This is a genomic window from Oceanobacillus timonensis, assembly GCF_900166635.1.
GTDB lineage: Bacteria > Bacillota > Bacilli > Bacillales > Amphibacillaceae > Oceanobacillus > Oceanobacillus timonensis.
The window spans coordinates 2,162,808-2,183,968 of sequence record NZ_LT800497.1; the positions used below are offsets into that span (position 1 = coordinate 2,162,808).

The 21,161-nt window shown below is 38.5% G+C and carries 18 protein-coding genes, 2 riboswitches and 1 other annotated feature; of the genes, 17 read left to right on the forward strand and 1 reads right to left on the reverse strand.

Translation table 11 applies throughout. The features are described from left to right. Positions 1 to 28: 28 nt before the first annotated feature. Positions 29 to 133, reverse strand: a riboswitch (SAM riboswitch). A gap of 268 nt (positions 134 to 401) precedes the next feature. The 3 genes from B7E05_RS10525 (at position 402) to B7E05_RS10535 (ending at position 4,015) form a co-directional block, all read left to right on the forward strand. Continuing rightward, positions 402 to 1,343 (forward strand): hypothetical protein, encoded by a 942-nt coding sequence (locus tag B7E05_RS10525; protein ID WP_080874153.1) that lies wholly within the window; start codon positions 402 to 404, stop codon positions 1,341 to 1,343. A gap of 301 nt (positions 1,344 to 1,644) precedes the next feature. Continuing rightward, a complete protein-coding gene (locus B7E05_RS10530; protein ID WP_080874154.1) occupies positions 1,645 to 2,853 on the forward strand; it encodes an NAD(P)/FAD-dependent oxidoreductase in 1,209 nt (402 codons plus the stop codon). Positions 2,854 to 3,142: 289 nt separating this feature from the next. Then, on the forward strand, positions 3,143 to 4,015 hold the full coding sequence (locus B7E05_RS10535; RefSeq protein ID WP_080874155.1) for a VanW family protein: 873 nt from the start codon (positions 3,143 to 3,145) through the stop codon (positions 4,013 to 4,015). 58 nt (positions 4,016 to 4,073) lie between these two features. Here the strand turns inward: B7E05_RS10535 and B7E05_RS10540 are convergent, their stop codons facing one another. Further along, positions 4,074 to 4,607 (reverse strand): YceI family protein, encoded by a 534-nt coding sequence (locus tag B7E05_RS10540; RefSeq protein ID WP_080874156.1) that lies wholly within the window; start codon positions 4,605 to 4,607, stop codon positions 4,074 to 4,076. A 214-nt stretch (positions 4,608 to 4,821) separates the two neighbouring features. On the opposite strand from B7E05_RS10540, the gene B7E05_RS10545 reads away from it, so the two are divergent. The 14 genes from B7E05_RS10545 to thrS all read left to right on the forward strand — a co-directional run bounded on the left by B7E05_RS10545 (position 4,822) and on the right by thrS (position 21,038). After that, on the forward strand, positions 4,822 to 5,049 hold the full coding sequence (locus B7E05_RS10545; RefSeq protein ID WP_080874157.1) for a phage holin: 228 nt from the start codon (positions 4,822 to 4,824) through the stop codon (positions 5,047 to 5,049). Between the two features lie 312 nt (positions 5,050 to 5,361). Then, positions 5,362 to 5,465, forward strand: a riboswitch (TPP riboswitch). Between the two features lie 141 nt (positions 5,466 to 5,606). Then, a complete protein-coding gene (thiT, locus tag B7E05_RS10550) occupies positions 5,607 to 6,173 on the forward strand; it encodes an energy-coupled thiamine transporter ThiT (protein ID WP_080874158.1) in 567 nt (188 codons plus the stop codon). Positions 6,174 to 6,429: 256 nt separating this feature from the next. Next, positions 6,430 to 7,122, forward strand: a complete 693-nt coding sequence (locus tag B7E05_RS10555) for a response regulator transcription factor (RefSeq protein ID WP_080874159.1) — start codon at positions 6,430 to 6,432, stop codon at positions 7,120 to 7,122. Further along, entirely contained in the window at positions 7,123 to 8,487 is a 1,365-nt protein-coding gene (gene pnpS / locus B7E05_RS10560; RefSeq protein WP_080874160.1) for a two-component system histidine kinase PnpS, read from the forward strand. Between the two features lie 168 nt (positions 8,488 to 8,655). Continuing rightward, a complete protein-coding gene (gene polA / locus B7E05_RS10565) occupies positions 8,656 to 11,292 on the forward strand; it encodes a DNA polymerase I (RefSeq protein ID WP_080874161.1) in 2,637 nt (878 codons plus the stop codon). Positions 11,293 to 11,304: 12 nt separating this feature from the next. Continuing rightward, the gene (gene mutM / locus B7E05_RS10570; protein WP_080874162.1) at positions 11,305 to 12,147 is read left to right on the forward strand and encodes a DNA-formamidopyrimidine glycosylase; all 843 of its coding nucleotides are present in this window, start codon (positions 11,305 to 11,307) and stop codon (positions 12,145 to 12,147) included. Continuing rightward, the gene (gene coaE, locus B7E05_RS10575; protein ID WP_080874163.1) at positions 12,144 to 12,746 is read left to right on the forward strand and encodes a dephospho-CoA kinase; all 603 of its coding nucleotides are present in this window, start codon (positions 12,144 to 12,146) and stop codon (positions 12,744 to 12,746) included. The genes mutM and coaE overlap by 4 nt, the downstream gene beginning before the upstream one ends. 165 nt (positions 12,747 to 12,911) lie before the next feature. Then, on the forward strand, positions 12,912 to 13,943 hold the full coding sequence (locus B7E05_RS10580) for a glyceraldehyde-3-phosphate dehydrogenase (RefSeq protein WP_080876279.1): 1,032 nt from the start codon (positions 12,912 to 12,914) through the stop codon (positions 13,941 to 13,943). A gap of 251 nt (positions 13,944 to 14,194) precedes the next feature. After that, positions 14,195 to 14,581, forward strand: a complete 387-nt coding sequence (locus B7E05_RS10585) for a cytosolic protein (RefSeq protein WP_080874164.1) — start codon at positions 14,195 to 14,197, stop codon at positions 14,579 to 14,581. Between the two features lie 16 nt (positions 14,582 to 14,597). Beyond that, entirely contained in the window at positions 14,598 to 15,071 is a 474-nt protein-coding gene (gene nrdR / locus B7E05_RS10590; protein ID WP_080874165.1) for a transcriptional regulator NrdR, read from the forward strand. Positions 15,072 to 15,092: 21 nt separating this feature from the next. Then, positions 15,093 to 16,424 carry a replication initiation and membrane attachment family protein gene (locus B7E05_RS10595; RefSeq protein WP_080874166.1) on the forward strand — a complete coding sequence of 444 codons (1,332 nt, stop codon included), beginning with the start codon at positions 15,093 to 15,095 and terminating at the stop codon, positions 16,422 to 16,424. A gap of 54 nt (positions 16,425 to 16,478) precedes the next feature. Then, complete coding sequence (gene dnaI, locus B7E05_RS10600; RefSeq protein WP_080874167.1) at positions 16,479 to 17,408, forward strand: primosomal protein DnaI; 930 nt, start codon at positions 16,479 to 16,481, stop codon at positions 17,406 to 17,408. Between the two features lie 514 nt (positions 17,409 to 17,922). Continuing rightward, a complete protein-coding gene (ytxC, locus tag B7E05_RS10605; RefSeq protein ID WP_080874168.1) occupies positions 17,923 to 18,759 on the forward strand; it encodes a sporulation protein YtxC in 837 nt (278 codons plus the stop codon). A gap of 58 nt (positions 18,760 to 18,817) precedes the next feature. Further along, positions 18,818 to 19,048: a binding site (T-box leader), on the forward strand. A 55-nt stretch (positions 19,049 to 19,103) separates the two neighbouring features. Continuing rightward, positions 19,104 to 21,038 carry a threonine--tRNA ligase gene (thrS, locus tag B7E05_RS10610; RefSeq protein ID WP_080874169.1) on the forward strand — a complete coding sequence of 645 codons (1,935 nt, stop codon included), beginning with the start codon at positions 19,104 to 19,106 and terminating at the stop codon, positions 21,036 to 21,038. Positions 21,039 to 21,161: the final 123 nt, after the last annotated feature.

Here is a 21,161-nt window from a genome sequence, read left to right on the forward strand (position 1 = left end):
AAGGGTGTAATATCAAAATCATCCACATCTCTTATCTTTAAAGGGAAGCCCCCTTCTGGAATTAGCACCTTGCTATCATAAGCCGGTTGCTGAGACATCTGCGGGCCAGTCCCTCCGTCTCTCTGGATAAGAATTAACATATTTATAATTACGTTTACTTTACAAGAGAGAAGCAAAAAAATCAAGCTTTAAATTATTTTTTAATCAAACCGGAAAGCAGGCTACCATCATGTTGAGCAATGATTTGTATATAAAAAATCCGAAAAGTATTTGAAATGGGCTTTGATGAAGATTACAATGGATGTGACGAATTTATAGTTATACGTATATGTAATGGTTGAAATAGTAAAGTAAAACGCACGTGACAGAATAATAATCTTTTAAAAAAAGGAAGAAGATATATGCGCAGAAAAAAATTGTTACTGGTTAACATTTCTTTGTTAACAGGATGTATTGTCATTATTGGTATGGGTATTTATAAAGACAATCATTCTGTGGAATATTCCATGGAAGTAAATACAGAAGATACAGATGGCGGAGACGGGCAGAATGGAGAAAGTGTCGAGCTTTTCACTACTTCTTGGAATGACCGGTTATTAGGAGATAATGAACAAATTTATCAAACGGTTCAATTAGACAATCGTAATAGCTCGCAGCAAGAAGGCAATGAAGCAGAAGAAGCACAGACTGAGAACAATTCCCCGCAAGAGAGAGTAATCGAAACGGAAACAGAAACACATACGAATCAGAAACCAGAAACGCAGGAAAGAAATAATTCGGCTTCGGAGGAAACATCCGCTTACCAAATAACGAATAAAGACACCGATGAATCCGATGAAAATAAGCAACGTCAGACTTCTTATAGGGAAAGTTACGCTGCTAGTGAAGATGATGAACATACAGAGAGAAGAGAAAGTGAAACGAAACAGAATGATTCTAGACAAGAAACGGACTCTGCAAACAAGCAAACAGATCAAAAGAAATCTGAACGAAATGATTCCTCTGCAGGTGCCGATAATTCGGACAACGGAAATCAACAGAAAAATTCAACTGATAAATCGGAGCAATCCAAAGGTAATGATTCGAATGGTGAGGAAGAAACAGAAGACGAAAAAAATGGTAAAGGTAAAAACGAAGAAGATGAAAGCCATTCGGAGGATGATATAGAGGAATCAGACCCAAAAGAAAATGAAGAACCGGAAAACGATAGTGAAAATGGAGATAACGAAGAGGAAGAAGAAGAATCAGAGAGCGAACCAAACGAAGAAGAATCGGAAGACGAAAATGAAGAACATCATTCTGGGGAGAATAAACCAAGTACAGCTTCCGTTTATACTGAGTAAATATGAAAAATAAAAAGACGAAAAAACGGTAAATTTGCATTCAATCGCATTATTTGCCGTTTTTATTATGATAAAATGGAGATGGATAAACCAAAAGATGTATTGTGCGAACGTTTGAAAAACATGGAACAGGGAAAAGTATGTCTATCGGGATTAAAAGTTTTCTAAAGAAATGTTAATGAAAATTAGCTTAACACTGCAAAATTTGATATTATAATAGATGCAGCAACTATTAATCGTGATAGTTCGAAATTACATTACATTTTATTTATGGAAGTATAGAAAGGATGGAAGATGAATTATGAGTAAACCAAAAGTAGTTGTGCTTGGTGCCGGCTATGCTGGATTAGTGGCAACAAGACGTTTAACACAACAGCTCTCTGCTGAAGAAGCGGAAATTGTTTTAATCAACAAACATAATTATCATTATGAAAGTACATGGTTACATGAAGTAGCAGCGGGAACAATTACTCCGAACCAGGCGCGTTTTATGCTGACAGACGTTGTTAACCCGAAGCGGGTACGCTTAATCTATGACAACGTTACAGAGGTAAAGCGGGAAGATAAGCGTGTGGTATTGGAAAATAGTGAAGTTTCTTATGACTACCTAGTATTTGCGCTTGGATTTGTATCCAACTCATTTGGCATTCCTGGTATGGAAGAAAATGCGTATGCTATCACAGATATTGATTCAAGCCGATTAATCGCTGAACATATCGAATACCAATTCGCACAATATTCTTCAAGTGAAGAAAAACACGATGAGCAGCTTACTGTTGTTGTCGGCGGTGGCGGTTTCACAGGTATTGAATTTGTCGGTGAGCTTGCGGACAAGATTCCTGAGCTATGTAAAAAATATGATATTGATCGAAGCAAAGCAAAAATTATTAACGTAGAAGCGATGCCATCTATTTTACCTATGTTTGACGAAGATTTAGTTGCTTACGGGAAACAATCTTTAGAAAACCGTGGTGTTGAATTCCGTATCGGCACTGCAATTAAAGAATGTACAGAAGAAGGCTTCGTTGTCGGCGATGATCATGAGCTGATTAAAGCTGGAACCATTGTATGGACTGGCGGCGTAATGGGCACTCCTGTCTTAGCTGAATCCGGATTTGAATTATTCAAAGGAAAAGTAAATGTTGGATTAGATTTACGTCCGGAAGGGGAAGAAAGTGTTTTCGTTCTCGGAGATTGCTCTTGGACAATGGATCCGGAAACGGGCAAACCATTCCCTCCAACCGGCCAATTAGCTGTACAAGAAGGGGCAAAAGCTGCGGATAATATTGTTGCATTAATCCGTGATGAAGTAGTTACTGACTTTGTTTATTCTAATAAAGGGACAGTGGCTTCTCTTGGTATATCAGATGGTATCGGTAACGTACTTGATGGTAAAAAACTAAGCGGTAAAGCAGCGGCAGCAATGAAAAAAGTGGTTGATGACCGTTCCTTATTCTTAGTAGGCGGTGCCAAAACAGTACTTAAAAAAGGTAAATTCCGTCCATTCTAAATCCGAATGACATCATCATGGAAATAGTATTTGATAAACTACTCCACAGGAGGTAAGAGATATGAAAAATATATTTTGTTACGTTTTGCTTGCTCTGACAGCCCTAGTCGGTTACCGTGTAGCAAGTGAATATTTAGAAGATAACAGGGACTTTAGATAAGTTTTAAAAAATGCCGGGGAAGCAGCTTCCCCGGCATTTTTTCGTACTGTCAAAAGGGAATAATTGACTTTCTCTGCTGTATAGAAATAAAGCATTCCCAGCATACTAATGCTAAAGGGGTGTGGCATCATGCGTTATTTTTTATTATCTTGTATGTTTCTCTTTCTCCTATTACCTCAAACCGTACACGCTGCAGTATTAGAACTGTATGATGAAGAGGAAGACTCCTGGCTGATTGATTTAAAAGCCTATGTATTTGAAATGGACGAAGCGTTATTGGACTGGAGTCAAATGCAAAATTTAACCAGGGATATGCAAAAACTGGTCTATAAAGAGCCGGAAAATGCTTATATGGATAAGGAAGGAAAGATTATAAAAGAAAAACCAGGTTTTGTGCTGGATGTTACGCAATTTCACTCGTTGATTAATGAAGCGTACTACCAGGGCATGGATCAGCGGCAGCAAGTACCGAAGCAGACGATTCCAGCACGTGTGAACGAAGCCCTTTTAAAAGAAATAAAAGAGAAAGAATTAAATCGTTTCACCACAAGGTTCAGAGCAAGTAATAAAGAAAGAACACGGAACATTGAACTTTCAGCAGAGGCGATTAACAATACGATTATCTTCCCGGGTGAGTATTTTTCTTTTAATGAAGTGGTGGGTGAACGGACACGTGAAAGAGGATATCTTCCGGCGCCGGTTATTGTAAAAGGAGAATTCAGTGAAGATATTGGCGGCGGGATTTGTCAGGTATCCTCGACCCTGTTTAATGCGGTGGACCTTCAAGGGATTGAAGTAACCGAACGCTATGCACACAGCAGAGAGGTTCCGTATGTACCAAAAGGAAGAGATGCTACGGTAAGCTGGTGGGGACCTGATTTTGCTTTTCGAAATAAATATAATCAGCCTGTACTTATTCAAGCATCTGCTGACGGAGGAGCGGTAACTATTGCTGTTTATACAAGTAATGATGCTTCTCTTTTTCAAGCAAAAAAGCCTTGATTTTACTGTTTATCGTAAAATCAAGGCTTTTTATGATTGAAAATAGGAATGACCCTAATTATTCAGGTTTTTGTAATTCCAATTCGAAGTTAATTTTTACATCTTCGCCAACAAGAACGCCGCCAGTTTCAAGAGAAGCATTCCAAGTTAAGCCAAATTCTTTACGGTTAATACTAGTAGAACCGCTAAATCCTGCAACCATGCTGCCGCTCATTGGATCTTTACTTTGTCCTTCAAATTCAACATCCAACGTAACAGGTTTTGTTGTTTCTTTTATTGTTAAATTACCAGTTACTTTATATTCGTTGCCGGATTTTTCAATATCTGTTGCCTGAAAAGTGATTTTTGGATAGTTTTCAACATCAAAGAAATCAGCAGAACGAAGGTGGTCATCACGATCGTTATTACGAGTGTTGATGCTTGCCACATCAATGGTTAATTCAATATCTGCATCTGTTAAATCCGCTGCATCTGCATTTATTTTTGCATCAAAACTGTCGAACGTTCCTTTTGCTTTTGAAATCATCATATGTTTTACAGAAAATCCTACTTCACTATGCGCTGTGTCTAAATTCCAGTTTACTTTTGCCATGTAGACATCCTCCTAAATAATTAGTTACTTACTTTCTGTTACCAAGTGTAAAATAATAAATAATGAAAGTCAAGTATATTTAATTAAAAATAATTGAAATACATATATACCTTACCCGGATTGTTGTTTTATAAAACATATAAAGATTGAAGCCGTTCCTGGAATGTTGCTTTTGAAATATAAATATATAGGGTTGTAAAGGAGGAAGAGAAAAGTGGACAAAGGTACGTTGATTAGTATAATTGCCGTGATGATTGCCGCAGCAAACCAAGTTCTTGTGCTATTAGGTAAGTCACCAATGCTTATCGATAGTACCCTGATCGAACAAGTAGTATCTGCCATATTCACCATTGTAACCGTTCTGAATGCTTGGCTGAGAAGAAAAAAAGCAAATATGGCGAAAGAGAAAAAGAAAGAGAATAAGAACAAAAGAAAGAAATAAAAATCTTGCCTGTCATAGAATTCATTTTCTATAACAGGCTATTTTTCCGGGATAAAGTATTTCGGCCTTCTTATCAGTAATTTGTCCATGAAGCTGACAGGGAGATATAGGGCAAACACTGTAAAGAAGCTTACGGAGAAGCAGCTCCAAGTGAATTTGACAAAACCTGGTTTTTGAGAAAATTTCGTGGAGCTATGAAAACAAGAAGTCCAGGGATTTTTAGAGTTAAACAAAAATATCGAAAAGGAATCGCTGCTATTGCGAATTGTCTAAAAGTGATTTATACTACATTTATACAAAAAAGTGAATAAAAAAGCCTGCAAGGGGAGCCTTTGGCTGAGAGTGGACATGTTGATGTTCTGACCCTTCGAACCTGTCAGTTAGTACTGGCGCAGGGATTGTGGACTTTTTGATGGATAAAAGTAATGTGTGAGCGGAGTTTAGATGTTCTATAGAGCGTAAGTTCTTTTAAGAATATCACCATCAAGAAGACTCCCCTTGGCATTACTTTTTTGTTGTCTAAAAATAATTGCTCTACGTAAATGGGGGAGAAATAATTGAAAAATAAAACGCTATTTTTAGTTGAAGTAGCTATTTTTACGGCACTTGCCTTGTTACTGGATATTTTACCATTAGGGTTTAAGCTTTGGCCTCAAGGAGGGTCTGTTTCTTTTGCGATGATTCCTGTCTTTATCGTTGCTTTCCGCTGGGGTTTAAAAGGCGGTTTATTATCAGGATTCCTCTGGGGAGTGCTACAGGTGGCAACAGGTACGGCTTACATTTTACATCCGGTACAAGGGATTATTGAGTATGGACTAGCTTTTACCGTTGTCGGACTGGCCGGCGTATTTTCAAAGCAAGTTATTGAAAATATGAAAAAGAAGCAGATAAAAAAATCTTTTGTCTATATTCTAATTGGCGTACTCCTGGGATCAGCGGCTCGCTTTATTTGCCATTATATTGCTGGAACGATTTTCTTCGGCTCAGCGGTAGAAGGACAGCCGGCCTGGTTCTATTCGTTAATTTATAATTCATCTTATATGATTCCATCTTTTATATTAAGCCTTATTATTGTGTTTCTTCTGTTTTATAAGCAGCCGAGAACATTAGTAGGAAAAATGTAAAGAAAACTCCCTCACACAAAAATCCTGCAGCACATCCTTGCTTCAGGATTTTTAATGTTTATTTCGATTTGTTTATTTTGTTAAATTTTATTAACATTCCATTATGGAATAGGCTATCCGGGTAAATAATGGTAGAATAAAGAAAATAAAGATGATATAAAGACAAATTCGTGTTCCGCTTCTATAGAAAATCTGGTTTTAAGAAGGATTTTTAATCAGCAGGAACGTATATATTAATTAAGGGGGGATTTTCCAGATGGGTAAACAAATTCTAATTGTAGATGATGAACAATCCATTGTAACGTTACTTAAATATAATATTGAAAATGCCGGATTTACGACAGATGTAGCATACGATGGAGAAGAGGCCTATGAGAAAGCTTCGGCTAACCGTTATGAATTGATTATTTTAGATTTAATGCTTCCGAAATTAGATGGGATAGAAGTATGCAGGAAGCTCAGAAAGAATGATACGGAGACGCCGATTTTAATGCTTACCGCAAAAGATGAAGAAATTGATAAGATTCTTGGACTGGAGCTCGGGGCGGATGATTATTTAACCAAACCGTTCAGTCCAAAAGAAGTAATTGCCCGTGTGAAGGCAATCATCAGAAGATCACAACGTCCGGAAGGTGACTACTTTCAGGCACTCCGCATAAAGGATTTAACCATTTACCCGGAGCGCTATGAAGCAGAAATAAAAGAAGAATTAATTACGTTTACACGAAAAGAGTTTGAACTGCTGTATTATTTGGCTAAACATAAAGGAAAAGTTATTTCCAGAGACCAACTGCTCAGCAGTGTATGGGATTATGATTTTGTTGGAGATACAAGAATTGTGGATGTTCATGTAAGCCATCTGCGGGATAAAATTGAACCCGATTCAAAAAAACCTGTATATATCAAAACAGTTCGTGGATTAGGTTATAAATTAGAGGAGCCGGTTTAAATGCAAATATTATTTTCAAAGTCATTGTTTCCCAATATTCTTGGTATCACGGTTGTCCTGGTAGTATCAGGATGGTTAATGGTACAAGCTCAGGGAAACTGGATTATTATCGCAGCTATTTTATTAGTGGAATTTTTAGTGATATCTATTATATTTATGCAGTTTTATAATAAATACGCAAGGCCGCTTAGCAAAGCTTCCAGAACGGTAAATGAAATGATCAAAGGAAATTATTCTGCCCGTTTTAATAATAGTAATAGTAAAGAAATGGAGCAGTTAAGCAAAAATATCAATAAATTGGCGCGGAACATGAATGAAATTACGATTCAGGAACAAATGCAGGCGGAGCAGATGACTTCTATTATTGATAACATGAAGAATGGACTCGCGCTGATTGATGAAAAAGGATATGTTCATCTGGTGAATCGCGGTTTCTTGGAAATGTTTCATGGAGAAGATAAGCAGTATCGCGGCCATTTATATTATGAAGTATTTGAAAATGAAGCCTTGCACGATGCGGTCCAAAAAACATTTCTGTATGAACAGCCTGTGAAAGAACAGTTTAAAAATGAGCGCGGATTGACCAAAAACTACATGGAAGTGATTGCAGCACCTGTTTTTAATGAGCATAATATGATTAAGGGCGCTGTATTGGTTATTTATGATATAACGGAATTGAAGCGGTTAGAAAAAATGCGTAAAGATTTTGTTGCGAATGTTTCTCATGAGCTGCGTACACCCATTACGTCCATACGTGGATTTGCGGAAACATTAAAGGAGAAACAGCATGATGAACAAGCAGCAGAAGAATTTATTGAGATTATTTATAAGGAAAGCCATCGATTGCAATTGCTGATAGAAGATTTGCTAGAACTTTCCCGTTTGGAAAGAGAGGACTTTCAATTAGAAAAAGCGAATTTTAATGCAAAACAAATGATAGATGAAGTTTTGCCGTCGTTAGAACAAAAAGCAGCACAAAAAGATTTGCATTTCACAACATCCATTTCTTCAGATACAGATGTGTATGCAGATTCTGAAAAATTGAAGCAGGTTGTTATTAATCTTGTAGATAATGCGATTAACTATACACCTTCTGGAGGAAATATTCATTTAAGCCTGTCTGATGAACAAGAGCGTGTTCATATTCTAATTGAGGATACAGGCATTGGTATTGATCAAAAAGCAACTTCAAGAGTGTTTGAACGTTTTTACAGAGTGGATAAGGACAGAAGCAGAAATACAGGAGGAACCGGCCTTGGCCTCGCTATCGTGAAACATATTGTAGAGGTGCATCAAGGTGAAATTGTTTTAGAAAGTGAAGTGGACAAAGGAACAGCTGTTCACGTATATATTCCGACAGCTTAAGTCATCACCGGCCCCGGTGGTGGCTTTTTAAATGGCTAATTGGATGTGAAAACAGCCGTAATAGGATCGTTCTATAAAGGATAACCTACATACACGTATTATGCAGTTTTCTCCAAACATGATAAAATAAGATTACATTTAGCGATGAAAGATAAAGGAGACGGGATTATGACCAAAAAGCTCATCTTAATCGATGGTAACAGTATTATCTATCGCGCTTTTTTTGCGTTGCCGCTGTTAAATAATGAAAAAGGCGTCTATACCAATGGCGTCTATGGTTTTACTACCATACTACTGCGAATTTTAGAAGAAGAGAAGCCGACACATATGCTTGTTGCTTTTGATGCAGGAAAAACAACATTCCGCCATGAAACGTATAAAGAATATAAAGGGGGCCGTCAAAAAACGCCTCCGGAACTTTCCGAACAATTTCCTGTCCTGAAAGAACTGCTCGATGCATTTGGTATTAAGCATTATCAGCTGGATCAATATGAAGCAGATGACATTATCGGTACATTATCGAAACAGGCCGATAATAAGGAATGGGACATAACTGTTATTTCTGGTGATAAAGATTTACTGCAGCTTGTATCGGATCAGGTGACTGTTCGTGTAACCAAAAAAGGAATCAGTGACATTGAAAAATATACACCATCTTATTTGTTGGAGAAGATGCAAGTAACACCGGAACAGATTACGGATTTAAAAGGGCTGATGGGAGACAGTTCAGATAATATCCCCGGTGTGCCAGGGATTGGTGAAAAAACAGCAACCAAGCTGTTAACACAATTTCATACATTAGAGAAAGTGTATGAACACTTAGATGAGGTCAGTGGTAAAAAGTTAAAGGAAAATTTAACAACCTATCATGATGATGCGCTCATGAGTAAGAAATTAGCAACCATTGATCGGGACTCGCCTATTACAGTCGGCTTGGAGGATGCTATTTATGAAGGCTACTCCACAGCTTCTGTTCGTAATATGTTTATGGACTTAGGTTTTCAATCGCTGTTGACTCGTATTTCCGGAACAGAAGAAACAGAAGAAGAGCAAACAGAATATCAGGAAATAGATTATACCATCGTGGAAGAAGTAACAGAAACACTATTTTCCAAAGAAAATGCCCTTGTTGTAGAAATGTTGGGTGAAAATTACCATACAGAACCAATTGAAGGAATTGGCGTTGTTAATGGCAATAAAAAAAGCTTTATTCCTGTTTCTGTGGCGGCGGAATCCCCTGTTTTCCAAAAATGGGCGGAAGACCCCGGGAAAAAGAAGATTGTCTTTGATGCGAAACGGACAAAAGTTGCTTTATTACGTCACGGTATTCAAATAGAAGGAATTGTCTTTGATGCTTTGCTTGCTTCTTATTTAATTAATCCTGCGGAAAATAATCATGATATTCCGGGTATTGCAAGCAGAAAAGGAACATACGATGTGTCTTTTGACGAAGAGGTATACGGAAAAGGTGCAAAACAAAAAGTGCCGGAAGAAGCGGTTCTCAGTGAGCATGTAGTCCGGAAAACCGACACGCTGCTCGCCCTGTACCCCGGGATGGAAAAGGAATTAGAAGCGAATGAACAGGCGGATTTATTAAAGCATTTAGAAATGCCGCTTGCGCTGATTCTTGCTGAAATGGAGCACCAAGGTGTTTTAGTTGATGTGGAGCGCCTAAAAGAAATGGGAGACGATTTAAAGAAAAGATTGGACAAGCTGGAAAAAGAAGTATATGAATTGGCGGGTAAAGAATTTAACCTCAATTCACCAAAACAGCTTGGCCCTGTGTTATTTGAAGATTTGGGACTTCCTGTTATCAAGAAAACAAAGACGGGCTATTCTACGGCAGCAGATGTATTGGAACAACTTGCCGATCAGCATGAAATTATTCCGAAATTACTGCTGTACCGCCAGTTAGGAAAATTGCAATCAACCTATATTGAAGGATTGCAAAAGGTTGTCCATGCGGATACCCATAAAATTCATACGCGCTTTAATCAGGCGTTAACACAAACCGGCCGTTTAAGTTCTGTTGATCCGAATCTGCAAAATATTCCTATCCGCCTGGAAGAAGGAAGAAAAATCCGCCAAGCTTTCGTTCCATCGCAACAAGGCTGGAAAATGTTTGCTGCCGACTATTCGCAAATCGAACTGCGGGTGCTTGCGCATATTGCGGACGATGAGAAATTGAAGACGGCATTTAAAAATGATTTAGACATTCATACACAAACGGCAATGGATGTATTTCATGTGGAGAGAGATGAGGTTACTTCCAATATGCGCCGCCAAGCGAAAGCTGTGAACTTTGGGATTGTATATGGTATAAGTGATTATGGGCTGTCTCAAAACTTAGGGATTACTCGAAAAGAAGCCAAGCAATTTATAGAACGATATTTCAACAGCTATCCAAATGTGAAAGAATACATGGATGACATCGTTGTAGAAGCAAAACAAAAAGGGTATGTATCCACATTAATGAATCGCCGCCGTTATTTGCCGGATATCACGAGCCGGAACTTCAATGTGCGCAGTTTTGCAGAAAGAACGGCTATGAACACTCCGATTCAGGGCAGCGCGGCTGATATTATTAAAAAAGCAATGATTGATTTGGACCACCGCATGAAACAAGAAAAACTGCAGGCCAAGCTTTTATTACAAGTCCATGATGAATTGATTTTAGAAGCACCGGAGAACGAAATCGAAACGTTAAAGAATATTGTTCCCGAAATGATGGAAAAAACAGTGGATATTTCCGTTCCATTGAAAGTGGATTATTCTTATGGCGAGAGCTGGTTTGACGCAAAGTAAGGGGAAGAAGAAATGCCGGAATTACCAGAAGTAGAAACAATAAAAGAAACCTTGAAATTACTTGTCCAGGGGAAAACGATCGAAAAAGTAGATGTTTATTGGGCAAATATGATAAAGCAGCCGGATGATGCAGCCATTTTTAAGCATTTACTGGAGGGACAAACCTTTCAAGAAATAAAAAGGAAGGGGAAGTTCCTGCTCTTTTATTTTGATGATTATGTCCTAGTGTCCCATCTAAGGATGGAAGGGAAATATCATTTGCAACAACCGGATGAAGCGAAGGATAAACATACGCATGTTATTTTTTATTTAACAGGTGGAGAAGCATTGCACTATAACGATGTTCGCAAGTTTGGAACCATGCACCTGTTAACAAAAGGGACTGAATTTACTCAAGCTCCTTTGAGAACGCTTGGTCCTGAACCCTTTGAAGATACTTTTACGACGGAATATTTTTACCAGAAGTTAAAAAAATCATCGCGGTTTATTAAAACAGCGCTTTTGGATCAACATCTGGTCACGGGGCTAGGAAATATCTATGTGGATGAAACGTTATTCCGTTCCGGGGTTCATCCTCTGACCAAATGCAATGAGCTGACTGAAAAAGATGCAGAAGCAATCCGTTACGCCGCCATTGAAACGCTGCAGGAAGCGGTGAAGGCCGGTGGTACAACGATTCGCAGTTATGTCGACAGTCAGGGGAATATGGGAATGTTTCAACAGGTTTTATATGTGTATGGCCAAGATAGAAAACCGTGTAAAACATGTGGTGAAGAAATTATAAAAATGAAGGTTGGCGGACGAGGGACGCATGTATGCCCTCATTGCCAGCCACAAAAGGTGAATGATATATGAGCTTAGTGATTGGATTGACCGGAGGCATCGCAAGCGGAAAAAGTACCATTTCAAGAATGTTTCATGCTTTAGATATTCCCGTCATTGATGCGGATGTGATAGCAAGAGAAGTAGTGGAACCTGGTGAAACTTCCTATCAACAGATCGTCGATGTATTTGGTGAAGATATCTTAAAGCCAGATAGGGCGATTGATCGTCCGAAACTCGGTTCCATTGTTTTTTCGAATGAAGAGAAAAGGGAGCAATTGAACCAAATTGTTCATCCGGCTGTCCGCAAGCGAATGTTAAAGAAAAAAGAAGACTATATGCAGCAGGGAGAAAAATGCATTGTATTGGATATCCCTCTGTTATTTGAAAGTCAACTGACTTTCCTGGCTGATAAAACATTAGTCGTGTTCGTAGATGAAAAAACACAATTAAAACGGTTAATGGAAAGGAATCAGTTAAGTGAACATGATGCAATGGACCGGATTGCATCGCAAATGCCTTTAGAAGAAAAAGCCCGGATTGCTGATGAAGTGATTAATAATAATGACACGGTAGAAAAAAGCAGGGCACAATTAACCAATTTACTAAAAAAGTGGGAAGTAATCGAATAAACAGCAGAAACACCATCGGATCTTATTGAAGGGAGGATGGTGTTTTTTGGCTAAAATAAGTAGGAAACATTTTTTATATTTCATGACACACTTTCTTGCATATGTGTTATACTAATTACAACAAAAGATAAAAAGTATAACATTATTGGGAGGAATAAAGTGCTTATGGAGAAGACGCGTATTGCAATAACAGGTTTTGGTCGAATTGGCAGAATGGTTTTTCGTCAAGCGATGGAAGAGGATCATTTAGACGTTGTAGCTATTAATGCAAGTTACCCATCGGAAACGCTGGCTCATCTTATTAAATACGATAGTGTCCATGGTCCTTTTCAAGGTAATGTGGAAGCGTTACCGGATAAATTGATTGTTAATGGGAAAGAAATTCTTTTAGTCAATTCCAGAGAACCTGAAAAATTACCTTGGAAAGATTTAGGGATTGATATTGTTGTTGAGGCAACCGGTAAATTTAAGACAAAAGAGGCCGCGGGGCGTCACTTGCAGGCAGGAGCGAAAAAAGTAGTGATTACCGCTCCAGGGAAAGAAGTTGACAAGACCATTGTCATCGGTGTTAACGAACATGATTATAACCCAGATGCAGATGATGTCATCTCGAATGCATCCTGTACGACAAATTGTTTAGCTCCTGTGGTCAAAGTTATTGATGATCACTTTACCATAAAGAACGGCTTAATGACGACCGTACACGCATTTACAAACGATCAAAAGAATATTGATAATCCGCATAAAGACCTGCGCCGGGCGAGAAGCTGTACCCAATCCATTATTCCGACAACGACTGGTGCTGCGAAGGCACTTGCTGAAGTCATGCCCGGTCTCAAAGGAAAATTGCACGGAATGGCACTACGTGTGCCGACACCAAATGTATCTTTGGTAGACTTGGTGATTGATATTGAAGAAGACGTGACAGAGGAAGAGGTAAACGCCATCTTCAAACAGGCCGCAGAGGGAAGGATGCGTGGCATTATTCAATATTCAGATGAACCGTTAGTTTCCATTGATTATACGACAAGCACTTATTCAGCAATCATAGACGGGCTTTCAACCATCGTGATGGATAATAATAAGTTAAAAATTATTGCCTGGTATGATAATGAATGGGGTTATTCCAAACGCGTTGTAGATTTAGTTAGTTATGTTGGCTTCAGATTAGAGCAAAATGTAAGCTTAACATCATAATATAGGAGAAAGAGCCTGTGCAAGAGAATGCTCCCGCACAGGCTCTTTCTCCTATTATCTTTTTGAATTTTTTCTGTTACATAAAATGAAAGAAAATGGCATTTCACTGAAGCAACCATCCTTTTTTTATAGCCTTTTAACATTCACTAATAGTTTAAATACGCAAATCATGTTAAAATAAGATAGATAGAAGTGAATTATCGAGTTTTTTTGGATTTACCTAAAATGATACAACCAGGATGTGTTTGTATATGCCCTTGGGAGATAAAGTGAAACGTTTTTTTAATAATCATGCAGAAACAAGCGATTATCATATAGATAAAGATTTAAAAACCAGGTATTATAAAGCAAAAAAGCATGCGGTTTTGGAGGAACTGGAGGCGTATTTCAATGCGGACCCTGATTTCTCCATTCATGCCCGTTCGGAACAGCATGGAGAGATAAGTGCAATCAGTAAGCGCGGGAAAAAGGTTTTGATTATAGCTACAGTCATTATGGTTCGGCCATATCATACGGCACTTGATTTTTCCGTAACCACAGAAACTGCTGTCCGCGTCGATTTTGGTTACAGTGATAAGGTAATCAAGAAAATATATCGGTATATAAATGAACAGTTACCAGAGATAGAAGGTCATTGAGATAGGAGTGAACGAAATGCGTTGTTCCAATTGTAACAACAAAAATACGAAAGTGTTAGATTCCCGCCCCATAGAAGAAGGAGCAGCCATACGCAGACGCAGGGAATGTGAAAGGTGCGGATTTCGTTTTACCACTTTTGAACGGATTGAAGAAGTGCCGCTTATTGTAGTAAAGAAAGATGGCATGCGCCAGGAATTTTCACGGGAAAAATTGACAAGAGGAATTATCAGAGCTTGCGAAAAACGTCCGGTAGCGGTAGATACGATAGAAAATATTGCGTTAGAAGTGGAAAAGAATTTACGGAATGCAGGAAATTCCGAAGTATCCAGTCATACAGTGGGCGAGATGGTAATGGAAAGACTGGCAGAAGTGGACGAAGTATCTTATGTCAGGTTCGCTTCGGTATACCGCCAATTCAAGGATATCACTGTGTTTTTGGACGAGCTGAAAGAAATTATTAAGACAGATAAACAAACAGAGGAAGAATAACAGCGAAAAGGATGGATTAGAATGAATGCAATCGGAAAAATTCTTCCTGTTGACGGGTACGAAGTTGTGATGGATGAACAGCCCTCCATTGATTTCAATGCTTCTTTGACACATTTTTACCAGCCTTTAATTGGGATTCAGGCAATTTCTTTATATTATACGTTATTTTATGAGGTGGATCATACCCGACAGATTCAGACGCATCATACATTAATGACTTATTTGAACCTGACGCTGGATGATATTTACCGTGCGCGGATAAAATTGGAAGCTATCGGATTATTGAAGACTTATAAACGGCGGGAAGAAAGCAGAGACTATTATACGTATCGTATACAACGTCCTTTTTCTCCCGACCAGTTTCTGAGAGAAGCAATGTTGTCCCAATTGTTACTGCATCATATCGGGGAACAGAAATACAATGCCCTTTATGCACGTTATGTCAAGGACAGCTATCCTTATGGGGAAGAAGTGACAGCAGATTTTAATGACGTGTTTGATACAGTGACGCCTCCTAAAACTGCTACTCTAAATAATAATATAGAATATGATAATCAACGCACAGAGTCTGATTTAATGGATTTTTCCTGGATTGAACAATCACTCCGCCAGCGGTTTATTCCAGTTGAAAATGTGCTTCATCCTGCAAATAAAAGACTTATTTATCAGATGAAGACTTTATATGATGCAGAAAGTGCGGAAATAGAAAAAGCACTTTTCTGGGCGTTGGATGAGGATAATCAGTTGAATGAGGAAGAATTTAAGTCAGCTTGTCATGATATGTTTGTATCCCGTAATAATGGACAGACGATTCGTCTAAATGACAAAATGGCAACGTCCGATGTGCAGCCTGAAGTGAAAAAACCTGCTACAAAAGAAGAGCAGTTAATTCATGAGCTGGAGACAATTTCTCCAAAACAACTATTAGAGGATTTGTCAGATGGAAATCGTGCTTCCGAACAAGATATCAAAGTGGTTCGTGAAGTAATGACAAAACAAGGTTTGCCTGCTCCGGTCATGAATGTACTTATACACTACGTACTGCTGCAATCAAATATGAAGCTGTCAAAAGCCTACATGGAAACTATTGCCGGTCATTGGTCCAGAGTTGGATTAAAAACAGCAAAAGAGGCCATGAATTTTGCTAAACGGGAACAGGAAAAATATAAAGTTGCCAAAAATAAACCTCGGAAAACGAATAATTATAACAATAACTATAAAAAAGAAGTTGTTCCTGACTGGTTCAATAATCGGAAAAAGAAATCATCCAAAACGGCAGTGGATGTAGATGTTAGTGAAAAAGAGCAACAGGAGATTGAAGCTAAGCTGCAGAAATATTTAAATGAAAGCTAAGTTTCAACGAAGAAATGGAAAGAAAAGTTCACACATATAAAGGAGGGTTGATTGGTGAAACCGATACAATCAGAATTAAAAGCTTGGATGGACAAAAATGAGAATTTCAAAACCAATTACACTAGAATTAAAAAAGAAATTCTGAGTGATCCCTCCATTCAATCGTTTTTGCGTGAACATCCGGAATTGACTGATCACGATATTGAAAAAAATTTAATGCGGCTGTATGAATATAAATCACAATCGAAACAGTGTGACCGTTGTGCTTCTTACGGAGAATGCCAAAATATGATTCAAGGGTATTCTCCTTTATTGAGTATGGATAAAAATGAAATCAGAATCAGCTATGAAAAATGTCATTTGCGTGTCCAGGCAGAAGAACAAGACGCACAGCAGCAATTATTACAAAGTCTGTATATGCCAAAAGAAATTTTGGAAGCAAAAATGTCGGAAGTCATTCAGGATAAATCAAGAATTGCAGCTATCGGTGCAATTATTAGCTTTTTAGAAGATGCCAAAACAGCATTACCGAAAAAAGGATTATATTTGCATGGTTCTTTTGGTGTTGGTAAGACATACCTGTTAGGCGCCATAGCAAACGAACTGAAAAAACATCATTATTCTTCGACATTGATTTATATGCCGGAGTTTGTACGGGAAATAAAAGGGTCTTTTAAAGATGATTCGTTCAATGAAAAAATCGATTTCTTTAAAAAAGCGGATGTCTTAATGCTGGATGATATCGGAGCGGAATTACAATCAGCGTGGTTCCGGGATGAGGTATTAGGTTCTGTCCTGCAATACCGCATGATGGAAGGCTTGCCGGTCTTTTTCTCCTCCAACTTTGCTTTAAACGAGCTGGAAAAAGAATTAGCAAGTACTAGAAATGGTGTGGAAGAAGTGAAAGCCGGCCGGATTATTGAACGGATTAAACAAGTAAGTAATGTCGTGGAGATGACCGGTAAAAATAGAAGAGATGAATAGAAGAAACATTTTTCTAAAAAAGATTCCCATTGTGATAAATGGGAATCTTTTTTGGCTTTACAGTAGTTGACAAAGAAAAGAAGGTAAAGTGTATGGCAGATGGTGCTGACCCCTCAGGAGCTAAAACGGTCCGCCTCCGCTAGTAGGGTGTTCTATACGGTTGAAATAACTGAACAAATAAAAGTTCAATCAGATAGAACTCATTTTCGTGGTGCATGGTAAAAAGGCTCAGTAACCATTCTTTTCTATGCATGAAAGCTATTCTCGATAGTAACGATCCATGGTTAGGGTTTGAACTGCTAATCCACCATTTGTTACCCATAGTACCCATAGATTCCGGTGAAAATCCTTGTTTCTTCATATACTTACCAGAAAGAAAACAATAAATATCCGAAAGGTAGAGTGTTTATATTAGGTAAAGCAAATCTGCTAGTCTGACTAGTTTAAGCATGTTTGTACAGTCTTGTCCATATAATTGTAACAGTTTGCAAGTGGATGAGGGTGATATGTATTGATGGAAGTGTATTTTGAAACGGATAAGGAAGCTCAAGCTTTTTGTAATCAGTTGATTCCATATAGAAAACAAATCAGCGTACATCAACAAACGAACGCCTGGGGAAGCAGGTTACAACTGGAAAGTAATGGAACAAAGGCAGAATTAATTCATGTCATCAGCTCTGTCATGTCAAATGTATTGATAGAAGAGCATCTTTCAGACATCATTATTCGAGAAATTACCGAGGAGTATTATTTCTCTGACCCGGAGGAGATTAACCGCATTTATGATTTTTCTATGGGCATTTTATTTGAAACAGACGAAGATAACCAAACGTTAAGAGAACATGTGGATACTGCCAAACTTCTGCAGCATATTTTTCTTCAGCAATTAAAAGAACATACGAGCATTCATTTTCGTGCTATATTACGTTTTCGACTGGCAAGCTTTTTAACATTTATTCATGAATGCGTTGGAAAGGCTATTGAGGAATTTAAGCGGGAAGAAGATCACCAGGCATTTATGGACACGCTGCGCCATTATATTGAAAAAAAAGAGCCCTGTGTTGATTTGGTTCATATCGAGCAGGGAGAAAATTTTACTTTTTACAATGAAAAAGGAGAGGTCATTTCTAAAGATATGCTGCGCATGTGGATGTTCCAGGCGCCTTTGTATGTGCTCGGCTTGCATGATAATGAATTTAATTTAAGTCCGCTTATTGCCATGGCACCGGCAAAAATAAAGGTGTATGGAAATAATCCTGCTGACCCAAAGACCATGACAATTATCAATATATTTCAAGAGAGGGTACTATTTGAAGCGAAAGGAGCCTCTATTCTTTCCCGGGGAGAATAATGAATTGGACTTGCTTTTCAAACGCAGAAGGAATATAATACGAATAGAGTTTGAATACAACATGGCAATGATGAGGACAAGATTATTTTCATTTTACGTACCTAGAGAGGGAAGTCCTGAGGCTGTAAGCTTCCTTTCGTAAAGAAATAATTACCACCTTGGAGCATTGCTGCTGAAATATGTAAAAGTAGGCAGCAACGTTTCATCTGCGTTAAGGATGAATGAAGCTGAGGATATTTTTATCTTCAGGAATTAGGGTGGAACCACGGCATAAACGCTCGTCCCTTTGCATGACGCAAAGAGATGGAGCGTTTTTTTATATTTGATAAAGGAGTTCGATGAACATGGCTGATTTAACAATTATTTTTCCAGATGGAGCGGAGAAGTCCTTCCCGGAAGGAACAACGGGCGAAGATATCGCAGCTTCTATTTCCCCGGGATTAAAAAAACAGGCACTTGCCATTAAATTAGGTGGAGAGCTTGTTGATTTACGCAGACCGCTTTTCGAAGGTGGAAAAATTGAAATTATTACGTACCGTAACCAGGAAGGGCTGGAGATTGCACGTCACTCTACTGCCCATTTATTAGCACAGGCTGTGAAACGTTTATATCCGAATGTGCAATTAGGCGTTGGTCCAGTTATTGAAGAGGGTTTTTATTACGATATCGATATGGAAGATACCTTAACCCCGGAAGACCTGCCGAAAATTGAGAAAGAAATGAAGAAAATCATAGATGAAAATTTAGAAATCAAACGTGTAGAAGTTTCTCGTGATGAAGCAAAAGCACGTTTTGCAGAAATTGGCGATGAGCTTAAATTAGAACTGCTGGATGCGATTCCGGAAGACGAAACGGTAACGATTTATGAGCAGGGAGAATTTTTTGACTTGTGCCGGGGAGTGCATGTTCCGTCAACAAGTAAAATCAAAGCATTCAAGTTATTAAGTATTTCCGGCGCTTATTGGCGTGGAGACAGCAATAATAAACAATTGCAACGTATTTACGGAACAGAATTTGAGAAAAAATCGCAGCTGGATGAATATCTGCAGATTTTAGAAGAGCGTAAAGAAAGAGATCACCGCAAGCTTGGTAAAGAGCTGGGCATTTTTACCGTATCACAAAAAGTAGGACAAGGTCTGCCGTTATGGCTGCCGAAAGGGGCTACCATCCGCCGTACGATTGAACGTTATATTGTGGATATCGAAGAACGCTTAGGCTATGACCATGTGTATACACCCGTACTTGGTAATGTAGATTTGTATAAAACAAGCGGACACTGGGATCATTATCAGGAGGATATGTTCCCGACTATGGAAATGGATAACGAAGAGCTTGTATTACGTCCAATGAACTGCCCGCATCATATGATGGTTTTCAAAAACCAATTATGGAGCTACCGTAATCTGCCTGTCCGTATTGCAGAGCTAGGCACCATGCATCGTCATGAAATGAGTGGGGCACTTGCAGGCCTGCAGCGTGTGCGTGCGATGACGCTGAATGATGCACATATTTTTGCTCGTCCGGATCAGTTAAAAGAAGAGTTTATTCGCGTTGTTGAGCTTGTTCAACGTGTTTATAAAGATTTTGGGATTGACGACTATTATTTCCGTCTTTCTTATCGTGATCCAGAAGATAAAGAAAAATATGTAGATAATGATGCCATGTGGGATAAAGCACAGGCGATGTTGAAAGAAACAATGGAAGATATGAACCTGGAATATGTAGAAGCAGAGGGAGAAGCTGCTTTCTATGGTCCAAAGCTGGACGTACAGGTGAAAACAGCATTAGGAAAAGATGAAACATTATCTACGGTTCAATTGGACTTCCACTTACCGGAACGTTTTGATTTAACATATATCGGAGAAGATGGTAAAGAGCATCGTCCGGTTGTTATTCACCGTGGTGTGGTGTCTACCATGGAACGCTTTGTTGCATTCCTGATTGAAGAATATAAAGGTGCTTTTCCAACCTGGCTTGCTCCTGTACAAGCTAAAATTATTCCAGTATCTTTACAGGCACATCTGGATTATGCAAAAGAAGTGGAAGAAAAATTACGTCTGGAAGGTGTCCGTGTAGAATTAGATAGCCGCGATGAAAAACTGGGCTATAAAATACGGGAAGCACAGACGCAAAAGGTTCCATTTGCACTCGTTTTAGGTGATAAAGAAATGGAATCCGGCAGCGTAAACTACCGCCGTTACGGAGAACAAGATACAGAAACATTGGAATTCGATCAATTTGTAGCCTTTATCAAAGGTGAAATAGAGCAGAAGAAATAAGCAGTGGTTATGACTAAAAAAGGCTATTTTCATGTTATGAGTGAGAATAGCCTTTTTAGTATATTCTCCAAATGTAAAGTTAGAAATCACGCTATATGGCTATTACATTTTCACAAAAACCAT

Excerpts from the sequence above, each read along its gene's own strand:
- ytxC (WP_080874168.1), top strand. The coding sequence starts at position 17,923 with ATGGAAGTGTATTTTGAAACGGATAAGGAAGCTCAAGCTTTTTGTAAT.
- polA (WP_080874161.1), top strand. The coding sequence starts at position 8,656 with ATGACCAAAAAGCTCATCTTAATCGATGGTAACAGTATTATCTATCGC.
- B7E05_RS10595 (WP_080874166.1), top strand. The coding sequence starts at position 15,093 with ATGAATGCAATCGGAAAAATTCTTCCTGTTGACGGGTACGAAGTTGTG.
- B7E05_RS10540 (WP_080874156.1), bottom strand. The coding sequence starts at position 4,607 with ATGGCAAAAGTAAACTGGAATTTAGACACAGCGCATAGTGAAGTAGGA.
- mutM (WP_080874162.1), top strand. The coding sequence starts at position 11,305 with ATGCCGGAATTACCAGAAGTAGAAACAATAAAAGAAACCTTGAAATTA.
- coaE (WP_080874163.1), top strand. The coding sequence starts at position 12,144 with ATGAGCTTAGTGATTGGATTGACCGGAGGCATCGCAAGCGGAAAAAGT.
- pnpS (WP_080874160.1), top strand. The coding sequence starts at position 7,123 with ATGCAAATATTATTTTCAAAGTCATTGTTTCCCAATATTCTTGGTATC.
- B7E05_RS10555 (WP_080874159.1), top strand. The coding sequence starts at position 6,430 with ATGGGTAAACAAATTCTAATTGTAGATGATGAACAATCCATTGTAACG.
- nrdR (WP_080874165.1), top strand. The coding sequence starts at position 14,598 with ATGCGTTGTTCCAATTGTAACAACAAAAATACGAAAGTGTTAGATTCC.
- B7E05_RS10530 (WP_080874154.1), top strand. The coding sequence starts at position 1,645 with ATGAGTAAACCAAAAGTAGTTGTGCTTGGTGCCGGCTATGCTGGATTA.
- thrS (WP_080874169.1), top strand. The coding sequence starts at position 19,104 with ATGGCTGATTTAACAATTATTTTTCCAGATGGAGCGGAGAAGTCCTTC.
- B7E05_RS10525 (WP_080874153.1), top strand. The coding sequence starts at position 402 with ATGCGCAGAAAAAAATTGTTACTGGTTAACATTTCTTTGTTAACAGGA.
- B7E05_RS10585 (WP_080874164.1), top strand. The coding sequence starts at position 14,195 with ATGCCCTTGGGAGATAAAGTGAAACGTTTTTTTAATAATCATGCAGAA.
- B7E05_RS10535 (WP_080874155.1), top strand. The coding sequence starts at position 3,143 with ATGCGTTATTTTTTATTATCTTGTATGTTTCTCTTTCTCCTATTACCT.
- B7E05_RS10580 (WP_080876279.1), top strand. The coding sequence starts at position 12,912 with ATGGAGAAGACGCGTATTGCAATAACAGGTTTTGGTCGAATTGGCAGA.